Here is a 26,406-nt window from a genome sequence, read left to right as displayed (position 1 = left end):
TCTTACTTCACAGACTGTGGTTAAGCAGTTGTAAGGAGACCTGTATGGCAAACTACCAAAACATGCTAGTCGCGATTGATCCTAATCAGGACGATCAGCCTGCCCTGCGGCGCGCTGTTTATTTGCATCAACGGATTGGCGGCAGGATCAAAGCCTTCCTGCCTATCTATGATTTTTCCTACGAAATGACCACGCTTCTGTCCCCCGATGAACGCACCGCAATGCGCAAAGGGGTTATCAGCCAGCGCACGGCCTGGATTAAGCAACAGGCGCAGTACTATATCGAAGCCGGTATTCCTATTGATATCAAGGTGGTGTGGCATAACCGACCGTTCGAAGCCATCATCCAGGAAGTGATCGCCGGCGGGCACGATCTGCTGCTAAAAATGGCGCACCAGCATGACAAGCTGGAAGCCGTGATTTTCACTCCAACCGACTGGCATTTGCTGCGTAAATGCCCCTGCCCGGTGTGGATGGTCAAAGACCAGCCGTGGCCGGAAGGCGGCAAGGCGCTGGTGGCGGTGAACCTTGCCAGCGAAGAGCTTTACCACAACGCGCTGAATGAAAAACTGGTGAGAGAGACGCTGAAGCTGGCGGATGATGTCAACCACACCGAGGTTCACCTGATTGGCGCGTATCCGGTTACCCCCATCAACATTGCCATTGAGCTGCCTGATTTTGACCCGAGCGTGTATAACGACGCCATTCGCGGCCAGCATCTGGTGGCCATGAAGGCGTTGCGTCAGAAATACGGCATTGACGAAAAAATGACGCACGTCGAGAAAGGCCTGCCGGAAGAGGTGATCCCTGACCTGGCCGAGCATCTTCAGGCCGGGATTGTGGTACTCGGCACCGTTGGGCGAACGGGACTTTCCGCAGCATTTTTGGGCAACACCGCGGAACAGGTTATCGACCATTTGCGCTGTGATTTATTGGTGATAAAACCGGACGATTACCAGACGCCGGTTGAGATGGACGACCCGGAAGACGACTGATGTCGCCATCCATTCAGGCAAAAACCCCGCAGTCCATTTACCTGCGGGGTTTTCATTGGTCAGTGGCTGGAGCCGAATACGTTCCAGCTATTCTGCCCGAATACCGGCCTTTTACTTATCCCGGTACGGGATAGCCGGCACATCCTCTTCCCCAGTGATAACCCGGTCAGGATGTACGAGTTGTTCCCCCTTCACAAATCTGGCACTGACGGCGCCAAACAATGTAAAGCCAAGAATGGTGGCTACGCCCCCGTACATCAAAGCCTTATCACCAGAATTCACTAACGCAAAGTAGCTGTACGCAGCCCCAACCCCAGCGATTGCGTTATTCAACAGAGCCTTATGGCTGGGTACCCGGTTGATTTCCTGAATTGTTACCAGGGCTGCCATAGACAGGATGTAGGGAATAAGATTCGTGACGACCGACAGGTCAACTACGGTTAAAAATTGGTCAGAGACACCCAGGTTACCGGTGGCTACATGATGAATCCAGCCGTAGCGAGTCCCGTCAGGGCTGGCGGGAATTGAAAACCAACCCAGAATGGTTTGAATCCCCAACAGAATCAGCATTCCTGCGATGGGGGTGCCACTCTTATTACATTTAGCGAAAATTCGCACAAAATAGCCCACTTCCGCAGAACTCTTGAAGACTTGTGCAGTAGTGAACTGCCAGCCCAGTAAGGAACCTATGCAGGCGATAATCATCAGGCCCGTGATGATATTCCCTACCATGGGAGTAAACATCGTGGCGAAGACCAGGCCAAACGGCGCGTTTGAACTGGCAAGTTCAGCGTTTGGAATAATTCCGCCAATGACGTTGGTCGACACGATATAGATAACCGCAGAGCCCAATGTCCCGAAGAGCACGGCGATGGGTACATTCTTTTTAGGATTATCCACCGCATCACTGTTCGCGCAGGCCGATTCGAGCCCAAGAAAGGCCCACAGCGTGATTGCTACGGAAGAGCCTGCGGCATCAAGTAGCGTGCTGTTATGAGGGTTCCAGCCTGCGGCATATATTTCGGGTTTAAACCAGAACCATCCCACCGTCGATACCACCACGACCGGCGCGATCACCCCCCAAACAGTGACGCCACCAATTTTACCGGTTATGCTGGCTCCACCAAAATTAGCAAACGTGGTTAACCATAAAAGTCCTATCGTCATTAATCCAATTTGCAGAGGATTAGGATTAATATTGAATAGCCCAATAATATAACCCACGGCAGTGATGGAGATCGCGACGTTACCAATGACGATCGCAACGCCATAGGTGTAGTTTGCAATGTAATTCCCCGCCTTACCAAAGGCATACTCAGCGTAACCGCCCATGCCACCAAGCTTATTACTCATCGTACCGCAGCAGGCAAAAGCCCAGGCCAGCGCCATTGAACCCACGGCAGTAATCACCCAGGATACTATCGAAATATTCCCGACTTGAGCCAGCTTAGTGGGTAGTAATATTATTCCCGATCCTAACATGTTGATGGCAGTCAACATTGTTAGCTGAGTGACACTCATTTTCTTAATTGCCATATTCACTCTCCTGCAGCTAACTGGGTTACCATTAGATGCTTTCTTTTAGGCATTGAACGTAATAAACCCCATTTTTATTCTCTACACCATGGATATCATGGCCAAAACCAGGGAGTCGCCGATCCCATAATTGCAGAATCTGCAAATATTTGATGTATGGGCTATCTTTATCTCCCGCGTTCTCGCCTGGCATGATCATTGGAATTCCAGGCGGATAAGGAACAACACCGGTCGCAAGAGTGCGGTTGTAAAGATCATCCATGCTAACTGTTTCAATATCGTTGTGTACGAGTCTGATATAAGCCTCGGCTGGAGTGAGTACCGGCCTCGGTAATATGGTGAACGCTTTCTCCTGAACCTTTATGAGATCTGTTTCTTTGAAAAAGAGGAACATTTCATTAGCAAGATCTTTCAATCCTTTATTTTTGAACGCCTCAGGGCATTCGTTTTCATGTGCATAAAGGAGGTGTTTGACCGGAATATTGTTATCGTATGCATCTTTAAATTTGAGTAATGCATTGATCAATGTTCCGTATTTCCCTTTGGTAATACCAAGGGAGAAAAGAAACAGAATGGTAAAATCAGTGGTCTTTTCAACTTGAATGCCTTTCTGGCTAAGAAAAGCCGTCACCAGTGCAGCAGGAATGCCGGCGTTCTCAAGTGAGCCATCCGTCGCCACGCCAGGCATCACGACGGACACTTTTATCGGATCCAGCATACAGTAGCTGTCTTCGATTCCCTTAAAACCGTGCCATATATCACCCTCTCGCAATTCCCAGCAACGAGGGTCGGTAACTAAAAGAGACAGGGGCGCATCTTCAAAAGAAATTTTCTTTCCGGACTCCGGGTCGGGAACGAAGTCTGCATTCCAGGTGGAGAAAAACCAGTCATCATTTTCCTGAAGTTCTCTTCGAATACGCCTGACGGCCTGGCGAAAACGAACCGCTTCAGTAATTGATTCTGTGGTAAGGTGCTGACCACTTTGCCCCCGCATCATTTCAGCCGAAACTTCGTTAGCCATAATTATCGGATACAGCGGCGACGTCGAGGCATGCATCATATAAGCTTCGTTGAAGCGTTCATGAGGCACCGAATTTCGTCCATCCCGCACCCCAATCAACGATGCCTGCGAAAGTGCAGCTAACAGCTTGTGCGTTGAGGTTGTAGTGAAAATTGTCGGCAGATCCCTTGGATAATCATCGGGTTCTCCATACATGCCAAAACGTTCTGCGTAGAGGGGGTTAAATCGCGCATAGCCGTACCATGCCTCATCAAAATGAATACGATCGACGCTGCTATTGAGCTGCTTAATAACCGTAGGCACATGGTAGGTCAGGCCATCATAGGTCGAATTTGTGATAATGCTGTGCAGCGGTTTTTTATTCTTATCTGTGGCGAGAGGGTTTGAGGCGATAGCTTCTTTCACTGCATCACCACTCAGTTGACGGGCATATACCGGCCCAATAATGCCGAGGTAGTTTCTCGAAGGCATTAAATACGTTGGGATGACCCCCGTCATCGTCAGGGCCTGTTCCGTAGATTTATGGGCGTTGCGGTCGCACAGGGCATAGTCGTCACGGGCTACGGAAGACATCATAATGACCCTGTTGGACATGGAAGAACCATTGGTAACGGTATAGGCCCTGTCCGCGCCAAATACCCGGGCACAGAATTTTTCGCTATCACCAATCGGACCGCTATGATCCAGCAGAGACCCTAATTCTCCGACGGAAATAGAAAGATCGGAGCGCAAAAGATTTTCCCCAAAATAATCATGGAATGCCCGGCCAACGGCCGATTTCATGAATGCCGTCCCCCCGGCATGGCCTGGGGTATGCCATGAATATTCATATTTTTTCCGCAAACTCAAAAATTGCACGAGTCAGCGGCGGAACAATTTTATCCCGATAAGCTAAAATAGCCGAATGAATCCTACCTGCCAGGAAAAAAGGCGTGTCTTCTTGAACCCAAATTAACTCATCAGTTTCACGCATTATTTCATGATTTAAATTCTCAGCCTGTCGATTATCTAATAACAGAAATAAAGGGATGGACTGATTTTTACGTCGAAGAGATTGTATTACTCTCTTTGCCGATTCATTATTCTGCTCACTGTCACTCATTACCCAATCGAGGAGTACGAGCTCAATGGTTTCATCATTATTTAAAACCGCGGCGGCGTCATCAGCAGAATCGGCAAAAACAGTGGCGACATCCTTACTGTTTAACGCATTAATAAGATTAGAAATAGAATCATTGACTACGCTAACATGACAGGCAGAATTATGAACAATTAGCGCCTTTAGCGATATTATCCTTTCACTGCGAATATCCATAGTAACCTCCGGAATTGTGCGATTTTATTTTCAATAAAAACAGACAATTTATATTCAAAATGAAATGTTGAATCACCTTTATCGTATACCACTCTCCAATATAGACCATGCTGGATCAGATAGCGTTAACAGAAATGCTCAAATCATTTCTTGCGTATTTTCACATCTACAGCTACGGGATGTTTAACAGCCTCGTAGAAAGGCCTGAATAAACTTAGTGGTTTTCAGGATATACAGACGATTTTTCCCGACGATAACCCAATTCGTTGAAATCAATATTTTTACAGGATGATGACAAATGGCGTGATTGTTTATTTCTAAAACTAAAAATATCTTCTTGAGATCCTCTCAATACCTTCGTCCTCCAGATCTGTTTGTTTTGTAAAATATCACACGCTGCGGCTTCGCTCTGATTGCGCCTGAACCTGCGTTTTCGTTCCTGTCCCGTACCCAAAAAAAAGCCGCCCATTTGGGCGGCATTCACAAGACGGCTAACGCTTACAGCGCTTTCAGAATCGCTTCGACGCTGGCTTTGGCATCACCAAACAGCATCTGGGTGTTCTCTTTAAAGAACAGCGGGTTCTGCACGCCTGCATAACCGGTATTCATTGAGCGCTTAAACACAATCACGTTCTGCGCTTTCCACACTTCCAGCACCGGCATACCGGCAATTGGGCTGCGCGGATCGTCCTGAGCAGCTGGGTTAACGGTGTCGTTCGCCCCGATAACCAGCACGGTGTCGGTGTCGGCGAAGTCGTCATTGATCTCGTCCATTTCCAGCACGACGTCGTAGGGCACTCGCGCTTCAGCCAGCAGTACGTTCATGTGGCCCGGCAGACGCCCCGCGACAGGGTGAATACCAAAACGTACTTTGACTCCGCGGGCACGCAGTTTTTCGGTAATTTCCGCCACCGGATACTGCGCCTGGGCCACCGCCATGCCGTAGCCTGGGGTGATGATCACCGACGTGGAGTTCTTCAGCATTTCAGCCGTTTCTTCCGCGCTGATTTCACGGTGTTCACCCGCTTCTTCCGTTTCACCGGTTGAAGAACCGTCTGTTCCAAAACCGCCGGCAATCACGCTGATAAACGAGCGGTTCATCGCCTTACACATAATGTAGGAGAGGATGGCACCAGAAGACCCCACCAGCGCACCAGTGACAATAAGCAGGTCATTGCTGAGCATAAAGCCCGCAGCCGCTGCGGCCCAGCCGGAGTAAGAGTTAAGCATCGACACCACAACCGGCATGTCTGCCCCGCCGATGGACGCCACCAGGTGCCAGCCAAACGCCAGCGCAATGATAGTCATCACCAGCACGGCCAGAACCTGCACACCAACGCTTTCGGTACGCACAAACACCAGCAGCAGCGCGAAGGAAACCACCAGCGCCGCCAGATTGAGCTTATGACGATTTGGCAGCATCAGAGGTTTAGACGAAATTTTACCGCGCAGCTTGCCAAAGGCGACAATAGAGCCGGTAAAGGTCACTGCCCCGATGAAGATCCCGATGAAGACTTCCGTTAAGTGGATATTCTCCATGATCGGCTCAAGGCCCGGACCGTGATCGAGGTAGCTGTTAAAACCGACCAGCACCGCCGCCAGGCCCACAAAGCTGTGCAGCACGGCAACCAGCTCCGGCATTTCAGTCATTTCGACTTTCTTCGCCAGGTGAATACCAATCGCCCCGCCGATCACCATCGCGATGATAATCCATACGACATTGCCAGTTTCCGGGCCAAAAATGGTCGCCACCAGCGCAATCGCCATCCCCGCGATACCAAACAGGTTACCCTGCTTTGAGGTTTCGTGTTTCGACAGGCCAGCCAGGCTAAAAATAAACAGGATCGCGGCAACAATGTATGCAGCTGTAACTAATCCACCAGACATGTGTTACCCCTTAGTTCTTCCGGAACATTTTCAGCATGCGCTGAGTGACGGTGAAACCACCAAAAATATTGATACTGGCGATCAGTACCGCAATGAAGCTCAGGAAGCTGACCCAGCCACCGTGGCCAATCTGCAGCAGCGCACCTACCACGATTATCCCTGAAATAGCATTCGTCACCGACATGAGCGGCGTATGCAAAGCATGGGAGACGTTCCATACCACGTAGTAGCCCACCACGCAGGCCAGCGCAAAGACGGTGAAATGACCAAGGAACTCTTTTGGCGCCACACTTGCGAACCAGCCAAACAGAATAATTGCCAGCGCCATCAGGCCATATTTAAACCACGGAGACGTTGGTTTTTTCTCTTCGACCGGCTCAGCAGCTGGTTTTGCAGCGGCCTGCGGCTGAGCGGAAACCTGAATCGGCGGCGCAGGCCAGGTGACTTCACCTTCGCGAATAACGGTCACGCCGCGCACAACCACATCATCAAAATCAACGGTGATATTGCCGTCTTTTTCCTTACACAGCAGCTTGAGCAGGTTGACGAGGTTAGTGCCGTAAAGCTGGGAGGACTGGGTCGGCAAACGACCCGGCAGATCGGTATAACCAATGACCTTCACCCCGTTAGTCGTCACGGTGACCTGGTTCGCAACGGTGTATTCGCAGTTGCCGCCGTTTTGTGCCGCCAGATCGACAATCACGCTGCCCGGCTGCATGGAATCCACCATTTCACGGGTAATCAGCTTCGGTGCAGGTTTGCCCGGAATCAGCGCCGTAGTGACGATGATATCCACCTCTTTCGCCTGAGCCGCAAACAGCGCCATTTCGGCTTTGATAAAGGCTTCGGACATCACCTTCGCATAGCCATCCCCGCTGCCGGCTTCTTCTTTGAAGTCCAGCTCCAGGAATTCGGCACCCATGCTTTGCACCTGCTCTTTCACTTCAGGCCGGGTATCAAACGCACGAACAATTGCCCCGAGGCTGTTGGCCGCGCCAATCGCCGCCAGGCCCGCAACACCCGCGCCGATAACCATCACTTTAGCTGGCGGGACTTTACCGGCGGCGGTGATTTGCCCGGTGAAGAACCTGCCAAACTCATGTGCGGCTTCGACAATCGCACGGTAACCGGCGATGTTAGCCATGGAGCTAAGCGCGTCCAGCGACTGCGCACGTGAAATACGCGGCACTGAGTCCATCGCCATAACGGTGATGTTCCGCGCCGCCAGTTTTTCAAGCAGCTCCGGGTTTGGCGCCGGCCAGATAAAGCTGACCAGCGTCGAACCTTCACGAGCAAGGTCAATTTCGTTATCCAGCGGGGCGTTCACTTTAAGGATAATGTCCGACTGCCAGACATCCGCGCCGCTGGCAACGATCGCCCCCGCGCGCTCAAACGCTTCGTCGTCAAAACTTGCCAGTTTCCCCGCATCGCTTTCAACGGCGACAGTGAACCCCAGTTTAATCAGCTGCTCTACCGTTTTCGGCGTGGCGGCTACACGGGTTTCATTGGCCAACCGCTCTGTTGGTACACCAATACGCATAGTATTCCCTTCCATCTGTTTTTGATGATGGTTTGCCAGACCTTGCCATGGCCAGACGCAAGCATCCGCCCGCACGCGCAGGCAGATATCTGTTCCATTACCACTTCAACAAAAAATACATCTGTAACAAACTTTTTATAACCTACTGAAAATAACGACTGTGATCTACATCCGCATCCTGGTATTTCTATTTTTATCGCAAAAATTCAGTCATCAGGCGCTCAGACAGTTGTTTTAATCTTTATTTACACGCCGAGGCCTGATAATACGCTTAACTGAGACGGTAAGACATGATTCTACGCCGCAACAAAAACCAATTTTAACAACATTTTAACCAAATAAGTCATAAGCTTTATCAGTTTTAGCGGTGAATGCCTCTTTTTTTAACTTAATAACGTTTGTCGCGGTTATTCATCGCCGGGAAGGCACAAGGCGCGAAAAATGCCGCAGACAAGGACGTTATTTCCAGCCATAATCGGCATCTAATCGGTCCTAATCAGAGAAGTACCTGTATTCATTTTGCGCAAGGCGAAGGATTATTTTTATGAATCTCAAGAACACCCTTCTGGCGTCAGCTCTTATTTCCGTCACCTCGCTGTCCGCTCAGGCGGCGACCGAACTGACACCAGAGCAGGCGGCCGCACTTAAGCCGTACGATCGAATCACTATCACAGGCCGCTTTAATGCTATCGGCGATGCCGTGGCCGCCGTATCTCGCCGCGCAGATGCTATCGGGGCCGCTTCTTTCTACGTGCTGGACACCAGCGCAATGGGCGAAAGCGGCAACTCCCGCGTCGTGGCTGATGTTTATAAGAATGATGCACCTAAAGCCGATGCGCCTAAGAACCGCGTCATCAATGGCGTGATGGAGCTGCCGAAAGACCAGGCTTATCGACTTGAACCCTTTGATACCGTCACCGTTCAGGGTTTCTTCCGTACCCAACCGGACGTTAATGATGCCATTACTAAAGCTGCACGCGAAAAAGGGGCTGCCTCCTTCTTTATCGTGCGCCAGGTCGATACCAACCAGGGCGGCAACCAGCGCGTAACGGCGTTTATCTATAAAGCTGACGCTAAAAAACGCGTTGTGCAAAGTCCGGACCTGCTGCCAGCAAACTCCGAAGCAGGTAAAGCCGCGCTAGCCGCGGGCGGCGCTGCTGCCAAAAATGTGGAAATTCCAGGTGTTGCTTCTTCAGAAACGCCGTCTTCCGACGTTGGCCGTTTCTTTGAAACCCAGTCATCTCAGGGTTCACGTTATACCGTAACGCTACCAAACGGCACCAAAGTACAGGAAGTCAACAAGATAACGGCTGCTCAAATGGTGCCATTTGACAGCATTAAGTTCACCGGTAACTTCAGCAGCATGACCGAAGTTTCCTACCAGGTTGCGAAGCGTGCAGCTGATAAAGGGGCTAAGTTCTACCACATCACTCGCCAGTGGCAGGAACAAGGTAACAACTTAACCGTCAGCGCAGACCTGTTTAAATAAGATACACCATCAATCAAAGGGCAGCTTCCGCTGCCCTTTTTTTTGCACTCAAATCATTTTATCGCACCACACGCATTGCAAGCAGTGTGCACACTCCGTAAAATCCCGCGCCTTAGCGTGATCCTCCATTTATATGCGAAAAAGCATAATAATTATGCTGGAACACTTCTGACCTCAACAGGATGCGTATGGAAAAGAAACTTGGCCTCGCAGCGCTCACCGCGCTGGTATTAAGCTCCATGCTCGGCGCAGGCGTGTTTAGCTTGCCGCAAAATATGGCAAGCGTTGCGAGTCCGGCTGCGTTGCTGATCGGCTGGGCGATCACTGGCGTAGGTATTCTCCTGCTGGCTTTGGCGATGCTGGTGCTTACCCGACTCCGCCCCGACCTGGACGGCGGAATATTCACCTACGCGCGTGAGGGCTTTGGGGAGCTTATCGGCTTTTTCTCGGCCTGGGGTTACTGGCTGTGCGCGGTGATCGCCAACGTTTCTTACCTGGTCATTGTTTTCTCCGCCCTTAGCTTCTTTACCGACACGCCTGAGCTGCGTCTGTTCGGCGACGGCAATACCTGGCAATCCATTGTTGGCGCATCCGTTCTGTTATGGATGGTGCACTGGCTGGTGCTGCGAGGCGTACAAACGGCGGCCAGCATCAACCTGGTCGCAACGCTTGCGAAGCTGCTGCCTTTGGGGATGTTTGTGGTACTGGCGGCAGTTGCTTTTAAGCTATCCACCTTCTCTCTCGATTTTACCGGTATTAAACTCGGCGTTCCCGTCTGGGAACAGGTGAAAAACACCATGCTGATTACCCTTTGGGTCTTTATCGGCGTGGAAGGGGCCGTGGTGGTATCCGCACGAGCAAGAAATAAAAAAGACGTTGGCAGAGCAACGCTTCTGGCTGTCATTGCCGCACTCAGCGTCTACCTGCTGGTCACGCTACTTTCACTCGGCGTAGTTGCTCGCCCTGAGCTTGCTGCAATGCGCAATCCGTCGATGGCTGGCCTGATGGTCGAAATGATGGGCCCATGGGGGGAAGTGATTATTGCTGCCGGGTTGATTGTTTCCGTGTGCGGCGCGTACCTGAGCTGGACAATTATGGCTGCAGAAGTGCCATTGCTGGCGGCAACCCATAAAGCTTTCCCCAAAATGTTTGCCCGTCAGAACAAAAACAACGCACCGTCGGCTTCTCTTTGGCTGACGAATATTAGCGTGCAGGTGTGCCTCGTGCTGATCTGGCTGACCGGGTCGGACTACAACACGCTGCTAACCATCGCCTCAGAAATGATTCTGGTGCCTTATTTCCTGGTGGGTGCATACCTGCTAAAAATCGCGACCCGCCCTCTACACAAGGCGATTGGTTTTGGAGCCTGCCTTTACGGTTTGTGGCTGCTTTATGCGTCAGGCCCGATGCATCTGCTGCTTTCGGTCGTATTGTATGCGCCTGGATTATTAGTCTTTATTTACGCGCGTCGTACCCATACGCACGAAAAGTCGCTAAATTTAAAAGAAAGAACGATGATTTGCCTGATGCTGCTGGCAGCATTTCCGGCAACGTGGATGCTGGTGGGGTAACGAATCCTTTCCCCGGCAACTATTCTGGATGAGGGGAGCCAAGCTATTAACCGACCTATTCTTATCACCGGTGCGGGCCAGCGTATTGGCCTGGCACTGGCTCAGCATTTTCTGGCTAAATCTCAGCCGGTAATTGTCAGCTATCGCACTCGCCATCCCGCTGTCGATAAACTTGAACAGGCCGGTGTCACTTGCCTGTACGCCGACTTTTCAACGAATGAAGGTATCCTTGAATTCGCTGAACGGGTGAAGTCACTCACGCCCGCGCTGCGCGCCATCATTCATAATGCCAGCGAATGGAAGCCAGAAACCCGCGACACGGCCCTGTGCGATACGCTACAGGCAATGATGCAGGTTCATGTTGCCACGCCCTACTTACTTAACCATGAGCTGGAGAGTTTGCTGCGCGGACACGGTCAGGCGGGCAGCGATATCATCCATCTGACCGATTACGTGGCGGAGCGCGGCAGCGACAAACATATCGCTTACGCCGCCAGTAAAGCGGCACTGGAAAATATGACGCTCTCTTTTGCGCTTAAACTGGCCCCGGAAGTCAAGGTCAACGCCATCGCGCCTGCCCTGATCATGTTTAACACCGACGACGATGCCGACTACCGCCAGCGCTCGCTTAACAAATCGCTGATGAAAATCGCCCCGGGTGAACAGGAAATTGTGCGTCTGGTTGAGTATCTGTTGGCCAGCCGCTATGTCACCGGCAGAAGCCATGCCGTAGACGGTGGCCGGCACCTACGCTAACACTGTTTACCAACCATTAATGGTGTAATCTATTGCATCATTGTATGTTCAAATTTTAAAAGCCGACGCGGCGGATTATGAGCAAAATAGTTTACGTGGAAGACGACCCGGAAGTTGGCGGCCTGATAGCCGCCTATCTCGGGAAACATGACATTGACGTTATCGTTGAAACCCGCGGTGACCGCGCCGAAGCGGTTATCCAGCAACAGCAGCCGGATTTGGTTTTGCTGGATATTATGCTGCCAGGGAAAGACGGGATGACGCTATGCCGCGACCTTCGCCCACAGTGGGACGGCCCGATTGTTCTGCTGACATCTCTGGACAGCGACATGAACCATATTCTGTCGCTGGAAATGGGCGCAAATGACTACATTTTAAAAACAACGCCGCCTGCGGTGCTGCTGGCGCGTTTACGGTTACACCTCCGTCAACGTGTTTCAGCCCAACAAACGGCAGACACAACGGCCAGTAACCTCAAGCCGCATAAAGCTATACGTTTTGGCACGCTGTGTATTGACCCGCTGAACCGCCAGGTCACGCTTGGGGATGAAAACGTTGTGCTGTCGACTGCGGATTTCGATCTGTTGTGGGAGCTAGCCACCCACGCAGGCCAGATAATGGACCGTGATGCCTTATTAAAAAATCTGCGCGGTGTGACCTATGACGGCATGGATCGCAGCGTGGACGTGGCCATCTCCCGCCTGCGTAAAAAGCTGCTGGATAATGCGACTGAGCCCTTCCGTATCAAAACCGTGCGCAACAAAGGCTATTTATTTGCCCCTCACGCCTGGGAAAGCGAAGCTTAATGAAATACGGATTTGACGGTAACGCTCAATGAAAAAGCTGTTTGTACAGTTTTATCTTTTGTTGTTTGTCTGCTTCCTGGTGATGACCATGCTGGTCGGGCTGGTGTATAAGTTCACCGCCGAGCGGGCGGGACGCCAGTCGCTCGATGACTTAATGAAAAGTTCGCTGTACCTGATGCGCAGCGAGCTACGTGAAATTCCGCCGCGGGACTGGAATAAAACGATCAACGATCTCGACCTGAACCTCTCCTTCAAGCTCAATATTGAGCCGATGAGCAAGTTCAAACTCGATGACGTTGCCGCTCGCCACCTGCGAGAAGGCGAGATTGTGGCGCTGGACGAAGAATATACATTCATCCAGCGCATTCCACGCAGCCACTACGTTCTGGCCGTCGGCCCAATTCCGTATCTCTTTTATCTACATCAGATGCGGCTGCTGGATATTGGCCTGATCGCATTTATCGCCATTTCGCTCGCCTTCCCGGTGTTCATCTGGATGCGCCCGCACTGGCAGGACATGCTCAAACTCGAAAGCGCCGCACAGCGATTTGGTAAAGGGCATCTGGATGAGCACATCCATTTTGATAATGCCTCAAGCTTTGAACGGTTGGGCATCGCCTTTAACCAAATGGCCGATAACATCAACGCCCTGATTGCCAGCAAGAAGCAGCTGATTGACGGCATTGCCCACGAGCTGCGTACCCCGCTCGTTCGCCTGCGTTACCGTCTTGAAATGAGCGACAACCTCAGCGAAGAGGAATCTCTGGCGCTCAATCGGGATATTGGCCAGCTAGAAGCGCTGATTGACGAACTGCTGACCTACGCGCGCCTCGACCGCCCGCAGACCGAGCTTCATCTGGCGCACGTCAAATTTGCCAGTTGGATGGAAACGCATATTGCCGACGTACAGCTCATTCACCGTCAGCGCCGGATTAGCCTGGAGACAGATACCCTCACCGCCATTGACTATGGCGCGCTGGATCTGCGCCTCATGGAACGCGTCACGGACAACCTGATCAATAACGCCCTGCGCTACAGTGAGCAACAGCTGCGCGTCAGCCTGTGGCGTGAAGATGATATCGCCCATTTGCAGGTAGAAGATGACGGCCCGGGCATTCCCGAGGAAGAGCGCGCCCGCGTATTCGAGCCTTTTGTTCGCCTCGACCCCAGCCGGGACAGGGCAACCGGCGGCTGCGGGCTTGGCCTGGCGATAGTCCATTCTATTGCCGTGGCGATGGGTGGACACGTCACCATTGAAAGCAGCTCTTTGGGCGGCGCCAGCTTCCGCTTTTCATGGCCGGTCAATACCACGTACCTTTCCTGAATCCTGAATTCGCCAGCCCGGTAACCCCTACCGGGCGATTTTTCCCTGTTAAGCGCCACGTTCACAGTTGCTGATGCGGTCTCCCGTTGCTACAGTTCATAAGTATGTTGTAACTAATGTGAGTCGCTATGCCACGCTACGATCTTATTGAACGTTTAACGTCCACCTGCCGGGAGCTGGAGCAGCACCTGGCTGTGCTCAGGGCACAGCTCGGTCAGCTTCGACTGCTCAGCGGGCGGGTCTTTACGCTGCCGGAGATAGAAAAAAGCAAAGAGCACGATCCGCTCTCTAAGATTGAAGTCACCCAGCGCGTCGGGCTGGAGGCGCATCACGCCGCCGTCGCCCACTTTACGCGGCTGTTTATCCAGCAGCAGTCGGAAAAAATCAGCACCAAGGCCGCCGTGCGCCTACCCGGCGCGCTCTGTTATTCGGTCAGCGAAGAGCAATACCAGCAAACTTCGGGGCTCCTGGAAAACATCAATCAGTTGAAACACGCTCTGGAGCAGATTATCAGCGTCGAGTCGGCGCTTCCCTCCGCCCAGCGTTTTGAATGGGTTCACCGCCATATTCCCGGCCTGCTTACCCTGAACGCATACCGCGCCATTACCCTGCTTGAAACGCCGGACACCGTGCGTTTTGGCTGGGCGAATAAACAGATTGTCAAAAACCTTAGCCGCCAGCAGGTGCTGGAGATGCTGGAAAAAAGCCTGAATGCCGGTCGAGCCGTGCCGCCGTGGACGAAGGAACAGTGGGCCGAGCGCGTGAGGCAGGAAATGGATGAAGTGCAAAGGCTGCCGGAAAACGCACGGCTGAAAATCAAGCGCCCGGTGAAGGTTCAGCCCGTGGCCCGCGTGTGGTATCAGGCGCAGCAGAAACAGGTGCAGTATGCCTGCCCTTCTCCGCTGATTGTGTTGTGTAAGCAGGAAAGTGGTGAAACCTCGCCCGATTTAGGCGAACTGCTGAATTACGATGCCGAAAACATTCAGCACCGCTATAAGCCTCAAGCGCAGCCGCTGAGACTGATTATCCCGCGGCTGCATCTGTACTGCGAAACGTAAAACTTACGACTTCATGCTGCCAACCATATCCTCAGGGCGAACCCAGGCGTCAAACTCATCCTCGGTCAGATAACCGAGCTTCAGTGCCGATGCTTTAAGGGTCAGCCCTTCTTTATGGGCCTTTTTGGCAATTTCTGCCGCCTTGTCATAGCCAATATGGGTATTGAGCGCGGTCACCAGCATCAGCGACTCGTTCAGCAACTGGCTGATGCGATCGCGATTAGGCTCAATGCCCACCGCGCAGTGCTCGTTGAAGCTTTCCATGCCGTCGGCCAGCAGGCGAACGGACTGCAGGAAGTTATGGATGACCATCGGGCGATAAACGTTCAGCTCGAAGTTACCGGACGCACCGCCGATATTCACCGCCACGTCGTTCCCCAGCACCTGGCAACACAGCATGGTGACGGCCTCGCACTGGGTCGGGTTCACTTTGCCCGGCATGATGGAGCTGCCCGGTTCGTTCTCAGGAATCGACAGCTCGCCAATGCCGCAGCGCGGGCCGGAAGCCAGCCAGCGAACGTCGTTGGCAATTTTCATCATCGACGAGGCCAGCCCTTTCAGCGCGCCATGCGCATGAACCAGGGCATCGCAGGTGGCCAATGCTTCAAACTTGTTTGGCGCCGTGACGAAAGGCTGCTTCGTGAAGTCAGCCAACTCTTTTGCCACGCGCACCGCATATTCAGGGTGGGTATTCAGCCCGGTGCCCACCGCCGTACCGCCCAGCGCCAGCTCCGCCAGATGCGGCAGGCTATGGTCGATGTGCTTCAAGTTATGCTCAAGCATCGCCACCCAGCCGGAGATCTCCTGCCCCAACGTCAGCGGCGTGGCGTCCTGCAGGTGGGTACGGCCGATTTTGACGATATCCTTAAACGCATCGGCTTTTTTGGCCAGCGTTTGCCTGAGCACGTTTAGCTGCGGCAGCAGGTGCTCGCGAACCGCGATAATGGCCGCCACGTGCATGGCGGTCGGGAAAACGTCGTTCGAACTCTGACTTTTGTTCACGTCGTCGTTCGGGTGCACCAGTCGCTCCATCCCACGTACGCCACCCAGAATTTCACTGGCGCGGTTCGCCAGCACTTCATTCATGTTCATGTTACTTTGGGTGCCGGAGCCGGTCTGCCAGATAGCCAGCGGGAATTCACCGGGGTGCTTTCCTGCCAGCACTTCATCTGCGGCGGCGATAATGGCCGTACCGCGCTCTGCAGGCAGCAGGCCGAGGTCAACGTTGACCTTCGCCGCCGCGCGCTTGGTAAGCGCCAGCGCTCGAATCAGCTCGGTCGGCATTTTCTCGGTAGAAATGCGGAAGTGCTCAAGTGAACGCTGGGTCTGCGCTCCCCACAGCTTATCTGCCGGGACGTCGATCGGGCCCATTGAGTCTTTTTCACTGCGACTGGATGTCATGCCTTTCTCCTTTGCGATAAAAAAAGCCGCCACTATAGGCGGCGGCTTGAGTATTACTTAACGCATCGAGAGCACTGTGAGGCCTGAATTTTCTGGAAGAAGTCGTTGCCTTTGTCATCCACCAGGATGAACGCCGGGAAGTCTTCCACTTCGATTTTCCAGATGGCTTCCATACCCAGTTCCGGGTACTCCACACACTCCAGGCTCTTGATGCTGTTTTGCGCCAGCACGGCCGCCGGGCCACCGATACTGCCCAGGTAGAACCCGCCGTGTTTGTGACAGGCGTCGGTCACCTGCTGGCTGCGGTTGCCTTTCGCCAGCATGATCATGCTGCCGCCGTTGGCCTGCAGCTGATCCACGTAGGAGTCCATGCGGCCCGCCGTGGTCGGCCCTAAGGAGCCGGATGCGTAGCCGTCCGGCGTTTTGGCCGGGCCTGCGTAATAAATCGGGTGATCTTTCACGTACTGCGGCAGATCTTCCCCGTTATCGAGACGTTCTTTCAGTTTAGCGTGAGCGATGTCACGCGCCACAATAATGGTGCCGGTTAACGACAGACGGGTGGACACCGGGAAGTCGGACAGCTGGGCGAGGATCTCTTTCATCGGACGGTTCAGGTTGACCTTAACGGCTTCCCCCTCGCCCGCCTGACGCAGCTCTTCCGGGATGTACTTGCCCGGATTGTGCTCCAGCTTCTCAAGCCAGATGCCGTCTTTGTTAATTTTGGCTTTGATATTTCGGTCGGCTGAGCAGGACACGCCCATGCCAACCGGGCAGGATGCGCCGTGGCGAGGCAGACGGACAACGCGGATATCGTGGGCAAAGTATTTGCCGCCGAACTGCGCGCCCAGGCCAAGATTCTGCGCTTCTTTCAGCAACTCTTCTTCCAGCTGCACGTCGCGGAATGCCTGGCCGTATTCGTTGCCTTCGGTTGGCAGGCCGTCGTAGTACTTGGTTGACGCCAGCTTCACGGTTTTCAGCGTCGCTTCGGCAGAGGTTCCGCCGATAACAAACGCCACGTGATACGGCGGGCAGGCCGCGGTGCCCAGGGTACGCATTTTCTCCACCAGGTAATCTTTCAGCTTCGCCGGGGTGATCAGCGCTTTGGTTTCCTGATAGAGATAGGTTTTGTTAGCCGAACCGCCGCCTTTGGCGATGCACAGGAATTTGTACTCGTCGCCGTCCACGCTGTAGAGATCGATCTGCGCTGGCAGGTTGGTGCCGGTGTTCACCTCTTTGTACATATCCAGCGCGGCGTTCTGGGAATAGCGCAGGTTATCTTCAATAAAGGTGTTGTAGACGCCGCGAGACAGCGCTTCTTCGTCGCCACCGCCGGTCCAGACGCGCTGGCCTTTTTTACCCATGATGATAGCTGTGCCTGTGTCCTGGCAGGTCGGCAGAATGCCCTTGGCGGCAATGTCTGAGTTCCGCAGGAACTGCAGCGCAACGTATTTATCGTTCTCGCTGGCTTCCGGGTCGCTCAGAATGTCCGCCACCTGCTGCTGATGCGCCGGGCGCAGCATAAACGAAGCGTCGTGGAAGGCATGCTGAGCCAGCAGCGTCAAGGCCTGAGGATCAACCTTGAGGATTTGCTGGCCGTCAAACTCGGCGACGGAAACATAGTCGGAGCTCAGGAGGTAATATTCGGTCGGGTCTTTCTGGAGCGGAAAAGGCTCCTGGTAATGGAAGGGTTTATTCGACATATTTCTCTCACTTGCGACAACAGTAACGTTAATTTTTATATTTCAGCGCAGGATCTTACGCTGCGTTCCAAAAACAAGTCATAACATGCTACACAATTTTTTAACAGAAACTGAGACTAATACGACTTTTTGTTGCCCTGGTTACTTCCCCGCGGATAATTGGTTTAATAACTGAAACTTCGATTCAATGATGACAGGGACCTGAGATGCAAAAATTGATCAATGCGGTACAAAATTATGCCTGGGGAAGTGAAACGGCGCTAACGGAACTGTACGGCATCGCCAACCCGCAGCATAAGCCCATGGCCGAACTGTGGATGGGCGCTCACCCAAAGAGTAGTTCAAAAGTGCTCGATGCCAACGGGCAACCGCACGCATTGCGCGATGTGATTGACGCCGATAAGCAAGCGCTGTTGGGGAAAGCCGTTGCCGAGCGTTTTGGCGAGCTGCCTTTCCTGTTCAAAGTCCTTTGCGCCGCCCAGCCTCTCTCCATTCAGGTTCATCCGAACAAAAAAGCCTCTGAAATCGGCTTTGCGAAAGAAAATGCAGCGGGTATTCCGCTTGATGCCGCAGAGCGTAACTACAAAGATCCTAACCACAAACCTGAACTGGTTTTTGCCCTGACGCCGTTCCTCGCGATGAACGCTTTCCGCGAATTCTCCGACATTGTGTCGCTGCTGCAGCCGGTTTCTGGCGCACATCCGCTGATTGCGCATTTCCTCCAGCAGCCTGGGGCCGAAACCCTGGCACAGCTGTTTGCCGGCCTGCTAAATATGCAGGGCGAAGAAAAAGCCCTGGCCCTTGGCGTACTAAAAGCTGCCTTGAATAATCAGCAGGGCGAGCCGTGGGAAACCATTCGCCTGATTTCCGAGTTCTATCCGGACGACAGCGGCCTCTTCTCCCCGCTGTTGCTGAACGTGGTTAAGCTTGAGCCGGGCGAAGCGATGTTCCTGTTCGCCGAAACCCCACACGCCTACCTGAACGGCGTCGCGCTGGAAGTGATGGCTAACTCTGACAACGTGCTGCGTGCCGGACTGACGCCGAAGTACATCGACATCCCTGAACTGGTGGCTAACGTCAAATTTGAGCCAAAACCGACCAATCAACTGCTGACCGAGCCGCAGATAAACGGCAGCGAGCTGGACTTCCCTATTCCAGTGGATGACTTTGCCTTCTCCCTGCACGACCTGAGCACGCAGGAAGCCGCGCTGGCACAACAAAGCGCTGCCATTGTATTCTGCGTTGAAGGTGAAGCCGTGCTAACCAAAGACGCCCAGCGCCTGGTGCTGAAGCCGGGCGAGTCAGCCTTTATTAGCGCCGCAGAATCCCCGATTGCCGTCAGCGGCGTTGGCCGGGTAGCACGAGTGTTTAATAAACTTTAACTTACTGATCTTTTTAGCGCGTATTGCTAAGCTAGTAAGCATGTTGACGAAAACGCCTGATAACAGGCGTTTTTCTTTCGCCCGGTGGGGGACGGCTGCCGGCTTCTATACATGACATGGATAATGACACGATGAAAAAATCTCTGGTTGCGGTTGGGGTAATTGTTGCGCTAGGCGTGGTATGGACCGGTGGGGCCTGGTTTACGGGTAAACAGCTCGAAGGCCGTATGGCCGAAATGATTGATAACGCCAATGCTGAAATCAAAAATTCAGCACCGGAATCAGGGCTGGTCCTCAGCTATCAGGACTACAAGCGTGGGCTTTTCCACAGTTCGGTACAGCTGGTGGTTAAACAGGCTGCCGGGACGAAAAACGCCCTGCTCACGCCAGACCAAAGCGTGTTATTCAACGAAACCATCGACCATGGTCCTTTCCCGTTCGCACAGCTGAAGAAATTCAACCTGATCCCGAGCATGGCGTCGATCCACACCGAACTGGTGAATAACGACACCACCAAACACCTCTTCACGCTGACCAAAGATAAGCCGCTTATCGGCGTGGAAACCCGCGTGGGCTACAGCGGGGCAACGTCTTCGGATATCGCCCTGGCGGCCATTGATGCCACCGAGGGTGAAGACAAGTTCAGCTTCAGCGGCGGCAAATTTACCGCCGACGTTGATGGCGCGGGCAATGAAATCGCCCTGTCCGGCTCGGCCGACAGCGGCCTTGTCAACACCGTTAACGAATACGGCCAGCGCGTGCAGCTCTCTTTCAACGGGATCAAAACCGACGGCGATAGCAAACGCAGCCTGTTTGACCAGCGCGTAGGCTCTCAGAAAGCGACCATCGATAAGCTGTCTATGGTTGTGGATGGCAAAGAAATTGCCGTCGTGGAAGGCTTTAACCTGAACGCAAAATCTGACGTGCAGGACGACAAAAAACACTTCACCGGCCAGTTCGACTACAGCCTTGATGCGCTGAAAGTCCAGAACCAGAACATGGGCAGCGGCAAGCTGACGCTCAAGCTCGGCAATATTGATGCCGCCGCGCTGCGCGAGTTTACCCAGAAATATAACGCGGGCGTACAGCAGCTGATGGCCAACCCAGCGCTGCAGCAAAACCCTGAGCTCTACCAGCAAAAATCCGTGGAGCTGATTAGCGCTAACCTGCCGCTGCTGCTGAAGGGCAACCCAATCATTACCGTCGCCCCACTGAGCTGGAAGAACGCGAAAGGCGAATCGACCTTTAACCTGTCCTTGTTTATGAAGGATCCGCAGGGCGCAACCGGCCCAGCCAATTCGGCGGAAGAACAGCTGGATCGCTACGTGAAATCTCTCGACGCGAAGTTGGTTATCCCTATGCCAATGGCTACGGGGCTGATGTCCCAGGTGGCGCAGCTGGAAGGCTATAGTCCGGAAGAGTCAGACAAACTCGCCAGCCAGCAGATCAAGGGCCTCGCTGCCATGGGCCAGATGTTCCGCGTCACCAAAGTTGACGGCGATAACATCACCACCAGCCTGCAATACGGCAATGGCAAAGCCTCCCTGAACGGCGAGCAGATGTCGCTGGGCGAGCTGTTCAGCATGTTCGCCCTGCCGGCAGGCATGGGTGGCCCGGCGCTGCAGGATAACGACAGCGATGCCGTACCACAGCCGCAGGACGAAGCACCGGGGGATGATGCATCTCCGGACGCCGCCCCGGCACCTCAGCAGTAAGCCATACAAGAACCCGCCAGATGGCGGGTTTTTTAGTTTCTGTCGGGTCAACAGTAAATCCTTCGTTCCCAGGCAGGCACTTAGCCACAAATACGTTCTATGGTGGATCGGCTATCGTTCCGTTCACTTCCAGTCCTGCTTTATATACCACTCCCGAACTTGTGAACGGCTCGGGGGAGCCACCGTCGCACCCCCGAGACCCCGGACTCCCGGCCAAATAAATCGACCGCTGAAGCGGCAAACCTCCGTTTTATCTCACAGTCCTGGGTCGGCTGAGATGCGTTCCCGACGCCCGGACCCTGGCCAGTCGGAGAGAAAACGGAGGCGATTTAAGCCGAAACCGTGCCTCGCTTTATACCCGCAGCCACACGGAACGTTAACGTTGCTGCAAGTCCTACAAGCCACTCCCTTGTTCCCGGCTCTCATCGCCCCCGGCTATGACCCAACTCAGGCGGGGTTGAGCTGTCGGGAACAGCGTAAGAGAGCGATCGTCGGGAACGAATCGCGAACGACCCCGAATGTTTGGGTGATAGCCGGTGGGTTTACCGCTTCAGCGGCGATGAGCTCGCCGGGCGCCGGGGGTTGTCAGGGGGAATGGCGTAATTCCCCCTGACACGTTCACCGTGCTCTGAACGTACATGGGAAATTGATCTACGGGTGAACGGAATCACTGCGAAGCGAAATATCTCTCCCGTAAGATTTCAAAGGAAAATCTGTATAAGCGACAGATGCGCTATCGGCATGGTTAATTCATGCTGTTCCTGAAAAAGTTAGTTTTTAATGGTGATTAACCGGGCGGGCATAATCTGATTGCTGAACACGACGTCGCTTTCCTGGGCTCGCTGGAGAATACGCTGTGCCGCGCTGCGGCCAATTTCTCTCGCAGGCGTCGTCACCCACGTCATTGGTACGTCGTCCAGGTCATCTTCTGTGACTTCGGCAAAGCCTGCCAGCGCGATGTGCCGGTCGTAATAACTGTCCACGCTGCCGCCGCCCATCTGCCAACCCGCGCGGGTCAGGCCGAACCACGCCCCCATCGCCACGGTACTGTTGTGGCAAACCACGGCGCTGATGGTCGGAAAGTTGTGCAGCAGTTCGGTGATGGCATCCGCCGCCTGCTTCTGGCTCGGCTCGCACTCAAGGATCCAGTCGCTGTGGAAAGGCAGCCCATGCTGCATCAGGGTGGCGCAAAAGCCGCCCAGCCGCTCCGCGCGTGTTAACGACGAGCTACGCCCGCCCAGCCACGCAATACGCTGGTGCCCGCGCTTAATCAGATGCTCGGTCACCAGTTGCGCCGCCTGCATATTATCCGGGCGAATGATATCAACCTCGTCCAGATAACTTGCTCGTGAGGCAAACACCAGCGGCACCTTATTCTGTACTGCCATATCCCGCAGATCCGCGCCCTGACCTGCCGCACCGGCAATAATAATGCCGTCCACGCCCTGGGCCACCAGCGTGTCGAAACAGCGCTGCATATGCTGCCCCTGGCTACCGCTCTGGGTGAGAAACAGAAGCTGGCCCTGTTGCTCCAGCGCTTCCGTTAACCCGGCGGTTAACTCCGCATAAAAAGGATTGCAGAGGTCGCGGACAATCAGGCCAATCACCCCGCTCTGGCCACCGCGCAGCGAAGCGGCCTGGCGATTACGCACAAAGCCTAACTTTTCGATAGCCTCATTCACCCGCTGACCGGTGGCGGTGGAGATCCTCCCCTTACCGCTAAGCACCAGCGATACCGTGGTCACCGAGACACCTGCGGCCTCGGCAACCTCGTTGATAGTGATTCTTTTGGTCAGCGTCGACATCGTTAAGTCAGATCCTCCGTGAATCGATAAATATAAAGATAAAACGTTTTACTTATGCTGGCATATTCAACGTCATTATGCGCGGTAATTCTGCGATCGTCCTCACGATAAAATTGGGTAAAACGTTTTATCATTTTCAAACTTTACTTACACAACACTTCATTTTAACCGGGTCAAGGAGTCGTGATGGCGGCTAATACACCACAAAAAAAATCGCTTTGGGAGTTTTTCCAGAACCTCGGCAAAACTTTTATGTTGCCGGTGGCGCTGCTGTCGTTCTGCGGCATCATGCTGGGGATTGGCAGTTCGCTGAGCAGCCATGACGTTGTTACCGAGATCCCGTGGCTGGGCAACCCGGTCTTACAGCTGATCTTTACCTGGATGAGCAAAATGGGCTCATTCGCGTTCAGCTTCCTGCCAGTGATGTTCTGTATCGCCATCCCGCTGGGCCTGGCGCGTGAAAATAAAGGCGTGGCCGCCTTCGCCGGCTTTGTCGGCTATATGGTGATGAACCTCGCGGTTAACTTCTGGCTGACCGCCAAAGGCATCCTGCCAACGACCGATGCGGCAATCCTCAAAGCCAATAACATTCAAAGCGTGCTCGGCGTGCAGTCAATTGATACCGGTATTCTCGGCGCGGTCATTGCCGGGATTATCGTTTATCTGCTGCACGAGCGTTTTCACAATATCCGCCTGCCGGACGCATTAGCGTTCTTCGGCGGCACCCGCTTTGTGCCCATTATTACCACCCTGGTGATGGGCCTGGTTGGCCTGGTTATCCCGCTGATCTGGCCAATTTTTGCCGCCGGGATCAACGCCCTGGGCTACATGATCCACAGCGCAGGTATCTTTGGGCCAATGATCTTCGGTACCGGGGAACGTCTGCTGCTGCCGTTCGGCCTGCAGCATATTCTGGTGGCCCTGATTCGCTTCACCGAAGCGGGCGGCACCATGGACGTGTGCGGTCATACCGTGAGCGGCGCGCTGACTATCTTCCAGGCGCAGCTGAGCTGCCCGACCACCCACGGCTTCTCTGAAAGCGCAACGCAGTTCCTGTCCCAGGGTAAAATGCCGGCGTTCCTCGGCGGCCTGCCAGGTGCAGCGCTGGCGATGTACCACTGTGCTCGCCCGGAAAACCGCCATAAAATTAAAGGGCTGTTGATCTCCGGCGTGATTGCCTGCGTCGTGGGCGGCACCACCGAACCTATCGAGTTCCTGTTCCTGTTCGTCGCGCCGGTGCTGTACCTGATTCACGCCGTGCTGACCGGGATTGGCTTCACCATGATGTCCGTGCTGGGCGTGACTATCGGCAACACCGACGGCAACATTATCGACTTCTTCGTCTTCGGCGTGCTGCACGGCCTGTCCACCAAATGGTATATGGTCCCGGTTGTGGCCGCGGTATGGTTTGCTGGCTACTATGCCATCTTCCGCTTCGCCATTACCCGCTTCAATATCAAAACCCCAGGGCGTGATATTGAAACCACCACTGCAGAAAAACCGGTTGGCGGCCACACGGGCAAATCTGGCTACAACGTACCAGCGATTCTGGCGGCGCTGGGCGGCAGCGATAACATTTCGACGCTGGATAACTGCATCACCCGCCTGCGCCTGTCGGTTAAAGATATGTCGCTGGTGGATACCGCGGCGCTGAAGGCCAACCGCGCCATCGGCGTAGTGAAGCTCAACGAGCACAACCTGCAGGTGGTTATAGGGCCACAGGTTCAGTCGGTAAAAGATGAGATGGTCGGCCTGATGCGTACCGTCGAGGCTTAATTCACCCAGGAGCGCTTCGGCGCTCTTCATTATCATGCAAAGAGGGAAAGCGCGGTTTTCCCTCTTTGTGGTTAAAAGCTGTGAGGTTTTATGTTTGATTTTTCTGTTCCGGTAGACCGCCACGGCACCTGGTGCACCCAGTGGGATTATGTGGCCGACCGCTTCGGCGCCGCTGACCTGCTGCCCTTCACCATTTCCGATATGGACTTCCCTACCGCGCCCTGCATTCTTGCTGCCCTGCAAAAAAGATTGGCCCACGGCGTACTCGGCTACAGCCGCTGGAAGAACGACGATTTTCTCTCCGCCATCGCCCACTGGTACCTGCAGCGTTTCGGCAGCAGCATCGACCCGGAGAACGTAGTCTACGGCCCTTCGGTGATTTACATGGTTTCGCAGCTTGTACGCCAGTGGTCGCAGCCGGGCGACGGCGTGCTGATTCATACCCCCGCGTACGATGCGTTCTACAAAGCAATTGAAGGCAACCAGCGTCAGGTTCTGAGCGCGCCGCTGCATAAAACAGCGGAAGGCTGGCACTGTGATATGACGAAGCTGGAAACCCTGCTCGCCCGGCCTGAATGTAAAATCATGCTGCTCTGCAGCCCGCATAACCCAACGGGCAAAGTCTGGACACGGGAAGAGCTGACCACCATGGCTGAACTCTGCGCACGCCACGGCGTGCAGGTTATCAGCGATGAGATTCATATGGATATGGTGTGGGGCAATAACCGCCACATTCCATGGTGCGAAGTTGGCCTCGGCGGCTGGGCGCTGCTCACATCCGGCTCGAAAAGCTTCAACATCCCGGCACTTACCGGCGCTTACGGGCTGATTAATCATGCGGACGACCGCCAAAAATACCTGAACGTGCTCAAAGGGCAGGATGGCCTCTCCTCTCCGGCCGTGCTGGCGATTGTGGCTCATATTGCCGCCTACCGCGAGGGCCAACCCTGGCTTGACGCGCTGCGGGACTACCTGCAAGGCAATTTACAGTTCGTGGCCGACAGGCTGAACCAGGCGTTTCCTGAACTTAACTGGCAGCCACCGCAGTCCACTTACCTGGCATGGATTGATTTACGCCCGCAGGGGCTGGACGACAGAGCGCTGCAGCAAGTGCTTATTGAAGAGCAGAAAGTCGCCATCATGCCAGGCTACACCTACGGCCCTGAAGGCAACGGTTTTGTGCGCCTGAACGCCGGGTGCCCGCGCGTCAAACTTGAGGCTGGCGTTGAGCGGCTTATTGCCGGGATCCATTCGCTGTTATAGCCCGTAAAGGGGAGCCAGCTCCCCTTCCTCTCCTGCGGCATTCATCACTTCGTCATGTTTCCGACA

General features: G+C 53.9%; 19 protein-coding genes. 11 read left to right on the top strand and 8 right to left on the bottom strand.

Annotation, left to right across the window (positions count from 1 at the left end; all coding sequences use genetic code 11):
- The first annotated feature begins 44 nt into the window (after positions 1-44).
- Positions 45-995, top strand: coding sequence for a universal stress protein UspE (gene uspE, locus F3J26_RS12655; protein ID WP_008456376.1), 951 nt, complete (start codon positions 45-47; stop codon positions 993-995).
- Between the two features lie 111 nt (positions 996-1,106).
- On the opposite strand, the gene potE is transcribed toward uspE, so the two are convergent.
- From potE to pntA, 5 genes are all read right to left on the bottom strand, one after another.
- Positions 1,107-2,531, bottom strand: a complete 1,425-nt coding sequence (gene potE, locus F3J26_RS12650; RefSeq protein WP_166994190.1) for a putrescine-ornithine antiporter — start codon at positions 2,529-2,531, stop codon at positions 1,107-1,109.
- Positions 2,532-2,562: 31 nt separating this feature from the next.
- Positions 2,563-4,335 carry an Orn/Lys/Arg family decarboxylase gene (locus F3J26_RS12645; protein WP_286180266.1) on the bottom strand — a complete coding sequence of 591 codons (1,773 nt, stop codon included), beginning with the start codon at positions 4,333-4,335 and terminating at the stop codon, positions 2,563-2,565.
- Positions 4,336-4,378: 43 nt separating this feature from the next.
- Positions 4,379-4,867, bottom strand: a complete 489-nt coding sequence (locus F3J26_RS22590; protein ID WP_286180265.1) for an Orn/Lys/Arg decarboxylase N-terminal domain-containing protein — start codon at positions 4,865-4,867, stop codon at positions 4,379-4,381.
- A 498-nt stretch (positions 4,868-5,365) separates the two neighbouring features.
- A complete protein-coding gene (gene pntB / locus F3J26_RS12640; RefSeq protein WP_166994188.1) occupies positions 5,366-6,754 on the bottom strand; it encodes a Re/Si-specific NAD(P)(+) transhydrogenase subunit beta in 1,389 nt (462 codons plus the stop codon).
- Positions 6,755-6,764: 10 nt separating this feature from the next.
- Positions 6,765-8,294, bottom strand: coding sequence for a Re/Si-specific NAD(P)(+) transhydrogenase subunit alpha (gene pntA, locus F3J26_RS12635; RefSeq protein ID WP_166994185.1), 1,530 nt, complete (start codon positions 8,292-8,294; stop codon positions 6,765-6,767).
- Between the two features lie 544 nt (positions 8,295-8,838).
- On the opposite strand from pntA, the gene ydgH reads away from it, so the two are divergent.
- From ydgH to tus, 6 genes are all read left to right on the top strand, one after another.
- Positions 8,839-9,783, top strand: coding sequence for a DUF1471 family protein YdgH (gene ydgH / locus F3J26_RS12630; protein ID WP_008456381.1), 945 nt, complete (start codon positions 8,839-8,841; stop codon positions 9,781-9,783).
- 188 nt (positions 9,784-9,971) lie between these two features.
- Positions 9,972-11,354, top strand: a complete 1,383-nt coding sequence (locus tag F3J26_RS12625) for an amino acid permease (protein ID WP_008456382.1) — start codon at positions 9,972-9,974, stop codon at positions 11,352-11,354.
- A 24-nt stretch (positions 11,355-11,378) separates the two neighbouring features.
- Positions 11,379-12,110 (top strand): dihydromonapterin reductase, encoded by a 732-nt coding sequence (gene folM, locus F3J26_RS12620; protein WP_205246498.1) that lies wholly within the window; start codon positions 11,379-11,381, stop codon positions 12,108-12,110.
- A 77-nt stretch (positions 12,111-12,187) separates the two neighbouring features.
- Positions 12,188-12,916, top strand: a complete 729-nt coding sequence (rstA, locus tag F3J26_RS12615) for a two-component system response regulator RstA (protein WP_008456384.1) — start codon at positions 12,188-12,190, stop codon at positions 12,914-12,916.
- Positions 12,917-12,944: 28 nt separating this feature from the next.
- Positions 12,945-14,240 carry a two-component system sensor histidine kinase RstB gene (gene rstB, locus F3J26_RS12610; RefSeq protein ID WP_008456385.1) on the top strand — a complete coding sequence of 432 codons (1,296 nt, stop codon included), beginning with the start codon at positions 12,945-12,947 and terminating at the stop codon, positions 14,238-14,240.
- 128 nt (positions 14,241-14,368) lie between these two features.
- Positions 14,369-15,298: a DNA replication terminus site-binding protein gene (tus, locus tag F3J26_RS12605; protein ID WP_166994183.1), complete on the top strand. Its 930-nt coding sequence runs from the start codon at positions 14,369-14,371 to the stop codon at positions 15,296-15,298.
- 3 nt (positions 15,299-15,301) lie between these two features.
- Here tus and fumC read toward each other — a convergent pair whose 3' ends face one another.
- Positions 15,302-16,699 (bottom strand): class II fumarate hydratase, encoded by a 1,398-nt coding sequence (fumC, locus tag F3J26_RS12600; RefSeq protein ID WP_008456388.1) that lies wholly within the window; start codon positions 16,697-16,699, stop codon positions 15,302-15,304.
- 53 nt (positions 16,700-16,752) lie between these two features.
- Entirely contained in the window at positions 16,753-18,399 is a 1,647-nt protein-coding gene (fumA, locus tag F3J26_RS12595; protein WP_008456390.1) for a class I fumarate hydratase FumA, read from the bottom strand.
- Positions 18,400-18,605: 206 nt separating this feature from the next.
- Here fumA and manA point away from each other — a divergent pair, with 206 nt between their 5' ends.
- Together manA and F3J26_RS12585 are read left to right on the top strand one after the other, a co-directional pair.
- Complete coding sequence (gene manA, locus F3J26_RS12590; protein ID WP_166994181.1) at positions 18,606-19,781, top strand: mannose-6-phosphate isomerase; 1,176 nt, start codon at positions 18,606-18,608, stop codon at positions 19,779-19,781.
- 131 nt (positions 19,782-19,912) lie between these two features.
- Entirely contained in the window at positions 19,913-21,496 is a 1,584-nt protein-coding gene (locus F3J26_RS12585) for a YdgA family protein (RefSeq protein WP_166994179.1), read from the top strand.
- A 770-nt stretch (positions 21,497-22,266) separates the two neighbouring features.
- Here the strand turns inward: F3J26_RS12585 and F3J26_RS12580 are convergent.
- The gene (locus F3J26_RS12580) at positions 22,267-23,301 is read right to left on the bottom strand and encodes a Mal regulon transcriptional regulator MalI (RefSeq protein WP_008456398.1); all 1,035 of its coding nucleotides are present in this window, start codon (positions 23,299-23,301) and stop codon (positions 22,267-22,269) included.
- A 186-nt stretch (positions 23,302-23,487) separates the two neighbouring features.
- On the opposite strand from F3J26_RS12580, the gene malX reads away from it, so the two are divergent.
- Positions 23,488-25,077: a maltose/glucose-specific PTS transporter subunit IIBC gene (malX, locus tag F3J26_RS12575; RefSeq protein WP_008456400.1), complete on the top strand. Its 1,590-nt coding sequence runs from the start codon at positions 23,488-23,490 to the stop codon at positions 25,075-25,077.
- A gap of 90 nt (positions 25,078-25,167) precedes the next feature.
- Positions 25,168-26,340 carry a PatB family C-S lyase gene (locus F3J26_RS12570; protein ID WP_166994177.1) on the top strand — a complete coding sequence of 391 codons (1,173 nt, stop codon included), beginning with the start codon at positions 25,168-25,170 and terminating at the stop codon, positions 26,338-26,340.
- Positions 26,341-26,406 lie beyond the last annotated feature (66 nt).

It is taken from the genome of Enterobacter sp. Ap-867 (assembly GCF_011752855.1).
Lineage (GTDB): Bacteria > Pseudomonadota > Gammaproteobacteria > Enterobacterales > Enterobacteriaceae > Cedecea.
Note: the sequence above shows the minus strand (reverse complement) of the source record. Positions and strands in the feature narration are given on the sequence as shown.